The sequence below is a fragment of the Streptomyces sp. NPDC101151 genome, assembly GCF_044768335.1.
Lineage (GTDB): Bacteria > Actinomycetota > Actinomycetes > Streptomycetales > Streptomycetaceae > Streptomyces.
In genome coordinates this window covers 1-8138 of sequence record NZ_JBIWPP010000088.1, presented here as the reverse complement: position 1 = coordinate 8138, position 8138 = coordinate 1, and the positions used below count along the sequence as shown (strand labels likewise).

The window sequence follows — 8138 nt, the reverse complement described above, 5'->3', positions numbered from 1 at the left end:
GCCGGGCCAGCCTCGATCTCCTTCGCAAACGCGTCCTGCTCGCACGATGAGACAGACCGTCCGGATCACAAGATCGTCGACAGAACCAAGATTCGCGATGGCCAAGTAGCGAACAGGCCAATCTACGTGGCCCTGGCGGTTACCGCCGAGGGACACCGTGACATCCTCGGCCTGTGGGCCGGCGACGGCGGCGAAGGCGCGAAACACTGGCTTCGAGTACTCTCCGAGCTCAAGAATAGGGGCGTCGAAGACGTCCTCATGCTGGTCTGCGACGGGTTGAAGGGGCTGCCCGACGCGGTCGGTGAGGTCTGGCCGCGAACTGTGGTGCAAACGTGCGTGGTTCACCTACTGCGGGCGTCATTTCGATACGCGGCCCGGCAGGACTGGGACAAGATCGCCAAGGCGCTCAAGCCCGTCTACACCGCGCCGACCGAGGACGCGGCCACGACACGGTTCCTGGAATTCGCCGAGACCTGGGGCAAGAAGTACCCGGCGATCGTCCGCCTCTGGGAGTCCAGCTGGCCTGAGTTCACGCCTTTCCTTCAGTTTGATGCAGAAATACGCCGCATTGTGTGCACGACCAACAGCATCGAGAGCGTCAACGCGCGCATCCGCAAGGCCGTCCGCTCCCGCGGGCACTTCCCCACAGAGCAGGCCGCCCTCAAATGTGTCTACATGGCCGTCATGAGCCTCGACCCGACCGGCGCCGGCCGCAAACGCTGGACCATGCGCTGGAAGGGCGCCATGAACGCCTTCGACCTGGCCTTCGACGGCCGCCTCACCGCAGGCCAACTCTAGCCACACCAAGCCCAGTTACACCGCTCGCTTTACAGACCCACCACTCACCCATTCCGTTGATCAGCCGCCTCTCGCCGCCGACTTGCGCGCGCTCCTGAACGATCCGCTGGAAGATCGCACCGAAGAGGCAATCAGCCGCTACTACCGTGAGGAACAGGAAGCCGCGGAGCGGAAGATGGCCACAGCGGGCGGTGTGGCTGGCTGGCAGAGACCGGGAAGACCTCATCAGGAAGCAACCCTGCCCGGCCTGCAATGCCGAGCCCCATGTGATCAACGCGGTTGGCCACGCGGGCGGTTCCACGCCGAGCGCATCGATGCGGCAATGGCTACCGTCCCAGAGACTGCCATTCGCTGAGTCGCGGGGCTGGCTGCCCCGACGCAAGCGCCGACGGCAGCGATCTGCTCAATCAGCTTCGCCGGGCAACTGGGTACGGCGGCAATCCACGTCTCAGGTGGGGTTCAGCGGCGTGACACCGGTTCCCGCGTACAGCTCGGGCTCGAGTGAGAGGACGGTGACCGCTTCTCCGGCCTTGGCGGCCTGCCATGCAATCGCGGCCGGATGCGTCACGGCCCACGAAGCGCCCGCCCATGCGAACGCGTCCCGGGCATGATCGGCGGTGAACGGGATACTCTCGGCGAAACGCAGCGCCGCGGCGTGCGCGCCGGCACCTGGGACCTGGCGGTCGGCGGCGAGAACGGACAGCGAGGGGATCAGGACCCGGCCGGTTCCGCGCGAGGCCTCGATGTACAGCCCCGTGAAGAAGGCGTCCGCCTGATAGAGAGCGGCCAGAGCGGTGTGGTCCAGGACAGCCGTCAAGTTCATGCGGCGGCGCTGCCCTGGTGGGCGCGGATCTTCTCCCAGGCACTCTCTCCGGCCTGCTGGACCTGCTCGGTGTACTCAATCCCCAGCTCACCGGCGGCCTCGAGAGCGCGCTGCTCACGCTCGGCATCCGTGAGCTCGCGACTGGCGAGGTCCGCCACGAGATCCGTGATGCTCATACCCCGCTCTTTAGCGAGGAGGCGCAGCCGGTCGCGCACCGCCTCGGTTGTTTTGATGCTCGTGGGATTGGTCATGCCACGGATTCTACCGCTGGTAGAAATCTTGCGGGGTGGCTTCCCACAATGCCGACTGGTGGTCCACGGGCCGCTCGGGATGGCCCGGCTCACTCTGGGCAGGCACCAGGTAACCCACCGAACACCCACCCACCGCCCGAGGGCCTCCGAAGATCACCAGTGTGGGGCCACCCCAGGGCGACTCCGTTGCTGAATTGTCTGCGGTGGTCTGGGGCTGTTCGGCATGATCGTCGGTGCGGTCGTTCTGTCTGCCCCGGCCGCAGGGGGTCGGTGCGGTGTCAATGCGGCCTGGGGGTCTGCCGCCCATTCCGGAACAGACGGTGTGTACGGCCCGTGCCGCTTTCCCCAGGGGAAGCCTTCCTATGCGGGTCCGCGACCACCTGGCCGAGGTCTTCGATGACGCGTTGTTCGCCGGGGCGTTTCCCGGTCGTGGTGCTCCTGCCCAGTCCCCGGCCCTGCTCGCTCTGGTGACTGTGCTGCAGTTCACCGAGAACCTCACCGACCGGCAGGCCGCGGAGGCGGCGCGGGACCGGCTGTCCTGGAAGTACGCCTTGGGCGCGGAACTGTCCGATAGCGGCTTCGACTTCTGTGCGTTGTCGAGGTTCCGTGCCCGGCTGGCCGGTGACGGGATGGAACGGGTGCTCTTCGACCGGCTGTTGGAGCACTGCCGCGAGGCCGGGCTGGTCAAGGCCGGTGGCAAGCAGCGCACCGACTCCACCCATGTGATCAGCGCGATCCGTGACCTGAACCGCACCGAGCTGGCCGGGGAGAGCGTACGGGCGGCGCTGGAGGCTCTGGCGGTGGCGGCACCGTCCTGGCCGGCCGGGGTGATCGACGTCGCCGAGTTCGCCGAACGCTACGGGCCGCGCGTCGACGGCTGGACGATGCCGTCGTCGAAGACCAAGCGGGAGCGGCTCGCCCAGGTCTTCGGCCAGGACGCGCTGGCCTTGTGCCGGGCCGCCTGGTCCCCCGGCTCCCCGGCATGGATCCGCGAGATCGAGGCGGTCGCCCTGCTGAGGCAGGTCCTCGTGCAGACCTACACCGTCCGCGTCGATGCCCGGGGACGGGAGGTGGTCAGCAAGCGGAACGCCGACAATGACGGTGTCCCGCCCGGCAGTACCCGCCTGGCCTCCCCCTACGACCCCGACGCCCGCTGGGCGGCCAAGGGCGATGACCTCTTCTGGTGCGGCTACAAGATCCATCTCACCGAGACGTGTCACGCTCCGGCCGAAGCCGAAGCCGAAGCCGAAGCCGAAGCCGAAGCCGAAGGCTGTCTCCGTGTCCCGGCACCGAACCTGATCACCGACGTGCACACCACTGACGCCACCGTGCCCGATGTGAAGGCGACCGAGCCGATCCAGAAGAACCTCACCGAGCGCGAGGTGAAGCCCGCCGAGCACTATCTCGACTCCGGCTACCCCTCGGCCGACCTGATCACTGCCGCGGCCGGGCAGGGCATCACCATGGTCACTCCGCTCCTGGCCGACCACTCGCCCCAGGCCAGGGCCGCCGAGGGCTTCGACAAGAGCGCCTTCCACATCGACTGGAAAGCCCGTCAGGTCCGCTGCCCCGAGGGCTCCACCAGTGCGGGCTGGTATCCGGTCACCCAGCACGGCCGTGACGCCATCGTGATCGACTTCGCCCGCGCCGACTGCCGCCCCTGCCCTTCCCGGGACAGGTGCACCAGCTCCGTCCGCGGCACCCGCATGCTCGCCCTGCGGCCCCGCGAACTCCACGAACGCACCGCCACGGCCCGGGCCGAGCAGGACACCGAGTCCTGGAGAGCCAAGTACGCCCTCCGCGCGGGCGTCGAAGGCACCATCAACCAGGCCCTCGACGTCACCGGCGTCCGCCAAGCCCGCTACCGCGGCCTGCCGAAAGTCCGAGTCCAACACGCCTTCTCCGCCACCGCGCTCAACGTGGTCCGGCTCGACGCCTGGTGGACCACCGACCCACTACGCAAACCCCGCACCAGCAGACTCGAACGCCTCAGCTACCGACTCGCCAGCTGACAAATTCAGCAACGGAGTCGCCCTGGCCCCCAACGCGCGGCATCCGAACTCCCCATATCGCCCTCATATCCGAACTGACAGATCGTCAAGCGAGGCCATAAAGATCAGTAGGGGCGCAGGTCAGCGACTCTGAGGCGGAACAGCTCAGCCATCTCGCGCACCGCGTTGTGGCGTCGGAGAAACAGCGCACGACCATCTCTCTCCACAACGGCATAGCCCGCGGGAGTTGTTGCCAATGAGTAGTTCATGAGCGGCGCTGCCGTAACGTTCGACACCGTACTCATGAATCGGAGCCCCCACCCATGCCAATCTACGGATATCTCCTCGTCCTCGGTGGCGCGGCAGCCTCTGTGCTGGTGCTGCTCGTGCTGTCCAGGTACGTCCCCGGTGAAAAGCGCGAGCCTCACAACGATGTACTCGGCTTCGTCTATGCCGTAGTGGGAGTGATCTATGCCGTCGTCCTTGCACTGGTCGTCATCGGACTGTGGGAAACCCAGGAAAAGGCCCGCGCGGACACCTACACCGAATCCGACGCCCTGATCGACCTTTACTGGTACGGGCGGTCCCTGCCTCCCGCAGATGCCGCCCGGATCGAGGACCTGGCACAGCGGTACCCCCACACCGTCATCACCGAGGAATGGCCGCTGCTCGCCCAGCACCGCTCGAGCCGTAAGGCTTGGGACGAACAGGCCGAACTGCGTCAGGCCGTCTACCGTCAGCAGCCGAAAACACTGGGAGAACAGGCACGTTATCAGCAGGCATTGCAAGCAGTGTCGACCATGAGTGACACCCGACGGCAGCGGGTGAATGAGTCGGCCGCAGGCCTGCCGAGCCTGCTGTGGGCCGTACTGGTCCTTGGAGGCCTGATCACTGTCGCCTTCGCCATGGGATTCGGCATGCACAGCCTGCGGGCCCACTCCTTGATCGTCTTCGGTGCCGCCCTGACTGTCGGCAGCCTCCTGCTGTGCATCTACGAGCTGAACTACCCCTTCGTCAGATCCATCCGAGTGAACCCAGACGCCTTCGAACTGGCCATCGCGCGGATGAAGGCGCTGAGCGCCATGAGTCCACGGTGAGTTGTTCACCTGGATCGGTCTGGTGCTTGGCATTGATTGGGTGCGGGTTGGCTATCGCTGGATCCGCAGGGTGACTGTGGGGTGCCGGAGCTGACAGTGGGGGCCTCGTACCCGAAGGGCACGCCGACGATCCGGATCCGCGTACGGCGCGCAGAAGCACCACGTCCATCTCAGCCACGCGTTCACCACGCTCGTGGTGGATGGCCTGGTGCATGGGGACTGGCGGCGGATACTCGTGGAGCAAACCCGCGACGGGGCGCCGCGGACGTGGTGGCTGCCGCGCGCCGTGGTCAGGCTGCTAGACCCGTACTTCGCGGGTCGTTGATTCGTATGGTGTGACCGGTCCGGGGGTGTCCTGGGCTGGGGGTGTGGCGTTGGGTGGGGTGTGTCGATGACTTCCCGATCCCCGCGGTCGCGGTCTCAGCGTCAGCGTTTTGAAGTGGCGGTGACGTCCGTGGTGGAGAAGCGTCTGGGCGCTCTGCCTGTCGCTGCCGAGTTTCTGCGCCGGCTGGATGTCGCCGGGATCGTCGACGAGGTGTGTCCTGGTGGCGCGAGTGCGCTGGTGACGCACGGGCAGGTGATCGAGGCGTTGGTGGCCAACCGGCTGACGTCGCCCGCGCCGCTGGTGCGGGTGGAGGACTGGGCCAGGTGCTGGGCGGTGGAGGAAGTCTTCGGGATCGAGCCCGGTCTGCTCAACGATGACCGTTTGGCCCGGGCACTGGATGCGATCGCTCCGCACCTGGAGCACATCGCGGGCACGGCCGGGGCGCGGGCGATCGGTGAGTTCGGGATCGATGTGGCCCGGATGCACTGGGACATGACCAGCATGTCCGTGCACGGGGCCTTCCCGGTCGAGGGGCAGGAGGGGGACTTCCCTGTCATCGGCTACGGGCATCCCAAGGACCGGCGCTTCGATCTGAAGCAGGTCCAGGCCGGGCTCGCGGTGTCGGCCGACGGCGGTATCCCGCTCCATGCCCGGGTCTTCGGCGGTGGTGCGGCCGAGGTCAGCCAGGTCGTCGGCGCGATGAAGGACCTGCGGGCCATGGCCGGTGAGCGCGACTTCCTGATGGTCGCCGACTCCAAGCTGGTGTCCTACTCCAACATCCGTGCCCTGCTGGCGGCCGGGGTTGAGTTCATCGCGCCGGCCCCGGCCGCGCAGGTCAAGGACGAGGTCTATGCCACCCTCGATCTCGCGCAGGCCACTGTCGTGGACTGGATGCCGGACCGGGAGGCGGGCAAACCCGCCGAGCGGCGCGAGACCTACCGCGTGCTGGAGGACACCCACACCCTGCCCGGGCCCCGCAAGAGCGATCCTTCGCTCACCGTGCGCCGGATCCTGGTCCACTCCACCGCGAACGCCGCCGGCCGGCAAGCCGCCCGGGACAAACGCCTGGCCAAGGCTGCAGAGGACCTGGACAAGCTCACCGCCGCGGCCGGCGGACGCCACTACAAGACCCGGGAGAAGATCGTCGCCCGGATCGGTGCCATCGCCGCCAAGCGCCGTGTCACCTCCTGTCTGCGCTGGAGTGTCACCGACAACGAGGACGGCACCCCAGTCCTGGCCCGGCACTTCGACGCCGGCGTGCTGAAGGCCGAAGCCGCGGTCGACGGCTGGTACGCACTGCTGACGTCCGTCCCTCCCGGCCAGGCGGACGCCGGGCAGGCCCTGATCCACTACAAGGGCCAGGGCGCGGTCGAGCGCAGATATCACGACTTCGAGGGCCCGCTCGCGGTCGCGCCGGTCTTCGTGCAGCACAACCGGCGCGTTGCTGCTCTGATCCAGATCATCTGCCTGGCCCTGCTGGTCTTCTGCCTGATCGAGCGGCAGGTCAGACGGGCGCTCGGCCCCGAGCAGACCATGAGCGGCCTCTACCCCGACAGCCGCCGCGTCCGCCCCACAGGCCGCATGATCTTCTACCACCTCGGTGAACTCACCCTGCGGATCGGCAACGTCACCGACCCTCCCACCGTCCAGATCACCCGGGGCGTTCAACTCCACCTCCTCGACCTCCTGGACACCGACATCGGACAAACCCGCTGGCCACAGACCTGAAACGGTGACCCGCGAAGTCCGGGGCTAGATGCGGCCGAGCACGCCGAAGCCCAGTGGTTGCAAGCCACCCAGATCCGCGAGGAAATCACGGCGGTCACCAAGCAATGCGTCCAGCAGGCCCAGACCGCCAATGGCCGGCAGACGCCAAGCCCCGACTGCTCAACCGCCCCGCTGCGCCCGTACACCGGGGAATTGCAAGGCCACGTGTACTCGGCCCTCACAAGGAAGCCCGGCATCTCGCGCAAGGTGGCTGGCTGGTCCGCCGCGCCTGCCTGGGGTCGTAGCGGCAGTAGCAGCGTCCTGTGCTTGCGTTCACTCCAGGCGCGCTCGCTCAGGCTGCCGGGCCGCGATACGGACGATGGTGACGGTGACAGCCACCACTTCCAGGGCGCTCTGCTCGGCAAGGTGGGCGAGGACAGCGGACCGTACCTGGTCGTGGACGCTGCGGGCGATCTCCAGCACGCGGTTCTCTTCGGCCACCACGCAGCGCACCTCGATGTGCCATCCCGAGCCGTCCGGCGCATGCTCGGCGCGCACGCCTGCCGTTTGCGGCAGCACGGGCGAGACGGTCTCGGTGAGGCGATGGGTGAGGCGGGGTTGCAGGCCTGCCACGCCGGGGACCGCGAGCGCCACTTTCGCCCCGGCCCTGATGAGGGCAGCCGTACTGGTGGCAGCCATCACACGCCACTCGGGGGGTGCTGCCCGGCTTTCGTGGTTCCGGGGGCTGGGGAGGGCTCCAGGATGTCGGTCACGGTGACGTCGACGGCCGTCACCTGCAGACCGATGGTGTGCTCGGCGGCGTGCATGACCGATCGGCGTACCTCATCGATGCGGCTCGGCAGCGGGCTGTCGAGGCTGGCAGCCAGGGTCAGCGTCACCGCCACACGCTTAGTACTCCAGCAGTACTTCTCCATTTTGGCTGGTCAGGGGTCTGGGAGTGGGGAGTGTAGTGGTGTGCTGGTGGAGGTGGGACGGTCTTTGCCGGGGTGTCGCCCCAACGGGTGGCCGCGCCGCATGTAATGAGTGGGCGGTTCGTGAGTCTTTGACTGAATCCGCTGTCGCCTGATCGTGTGGCGGCGGGGCGGACTCTGCCGGTCCGCGGTTGGTGATCTGGTGATGTGACCG

The 8138-nt window shown here is 67.4% G+C and carries 8 protein-coding genes; 4 read left to right on the top strand and 4 right to left on the bottom strand.

From position 1 onward, the window contains the following. Positions 1-798, top strand: a 798-nt coding sequence (locus ACIRU3_RS46970) for an IS256 family transposase (protein ID WP_404070494.1), incomplete at its 5' end; no start/stop codon positions are given. Between the two features lie 448 nt (positions 799-1246). Here the strand turns inward: ACIRU3_RS46970 and ACIRU3_RS46965 are convergent. Further along, positions 1247-1621, bottom strand: a complete 375-nt coding sequence (locus tag ACIRU3_RS46965; RefSeq protein ID WP_404070492.1) for a hypothetical protein — start codon at positions 1619-1621, stop codon at positions 1247-1249. Beyond that, on the bottom strand, positions 1618-1872 hold the full coding sequence (locus ACIRU3_RS46960) for a hypothetical protein (RefSeq protein ID WP_404070490.1): 255 nt from the start codon (positions 1870-1872) through the stop codon (positions 1618-1620). The genes ACIRU3_RS46965 and ACIRU3_RS46960 overlap by 4 nt, the downstream gene beginning before the upstream one ends. A gap of 281 nt (positions 1873-2153) precedes the next feature. On the opposite strand from ACIRU3_RS46960, the gene ACIRU3_RS46955 reads away from it, so the two are divergent. The 3 genes from ACIRU3_RS46955 to ACIRU3_RS46945 all read left to right on the top strand — a co-directional run bounded on the left by ACIRU3_RS46955 (position 2154) and on the right by ACIRU3_RS46945 (position 7013). Next, positions 2154-3884, top strand: coding sequence for an IS1182 family transposase (locus ACIRU3_RS46955; RefSeq protein ID WP_404070496.1), 1731 nt, complete (start codon positions 2154-2156; stop codon positions 3882-3884). A gap of 302 nt (positions 3885-4186) precedes the next feature. Further along, complete coding sequence (locus tag ACIRU3_RS46950) at positions 4187-4960, top strand: DUF4239 domain-containing protein (RefSeq protein ID WP_404070488.1); 774 nt, start codon at positions 4187-4189, stop codon at positions 4958-4960. Positions 4961-5399: 439 nt separating this feature from the next. Continuing rightward, positions 5400-7013, top strand: a complete 1614-nt coding sequence (locus tag ACIRU3_RS46945) for an IS1634 family transposase (RefSeq protein WP_404070486.1) — start codon at positions 5400-5402, stop codon at positions 7011-7013. Positions 7014-7325: 312 nt separating this feature from the next. Here ACIRU3_RS46945 and ACIRU3_RS46940 read toward each other — a convergent pair whose 3' ends face one another. Continuing rightward, on the bottom strand, positions 7326-7691 hold the full coding sequence (locus ACIRU3_RS46940; RefSeq protein WP_404070484.1) for an Asp23/Gls24 family envelope stress response protein: 366 nt from the start codon (positions 7689-7691) through the stop codon (positions 7326-7328). Next, positions 7691-7891: a hypothetical protein gene (locus tag ACIRU3_RS46935; protein ID WP_404070482.1), complete on the bottom strand. Its 201-nt coding sequence runs from the start codon at positions 7889-7891 to the stop codon at positions 7691-7693. Before ACIRU3_RS46935 ends, ACIRU3_RS46940 begins: the two co-directional genes overlap by 1 nt. Between the last annotated feature and the right edge of the window lie 247 nt (positions 7892-8138).

What these genes read in the sequence shown, in the direction of transcription:
- ACIRU3_RS46940 (WP_404070484.1), bottom strand. Translation starts at nt 7,691, where the DNA reads ATGGCTGCCACCAGTACGGCTGCCCTCATCAGGGCCGGGGCGAAAGTG.
- ACIRU3_RS46955 (WP_404070496.1), top strand. Translation starts at nt 2,154, where the DNA reads ATGCGGCCTGGGGGTCTGCCGCCCATTCCGGAACAGACGGTGTGTACG.
- ACIRU3_RS46960 (WP_404070490.1), bottom strand. Translation starts at nt 1,872, where the DNA reads ATGACCAATCCCACGAGCATCAAAACAACCGAGGCGGTGCGCGACCGG.
- ACIRU3_RS46950 (WP_404070488.1), top strand. Translation starts at nt 4,187, where the DNA reads ATGCCAATCTACGGATATCTCCTCGTCCTCGGTGGCGCGGCAGCCTCT.
- ACIRU3_RS46965 (WP_404070492.1), bottom strand. Translation starts at nt 1,621, where the DNA reads ATGAACTTGACGGCTGTCCTGGACCACACCGCTCTGGCCGCTCTCTAT.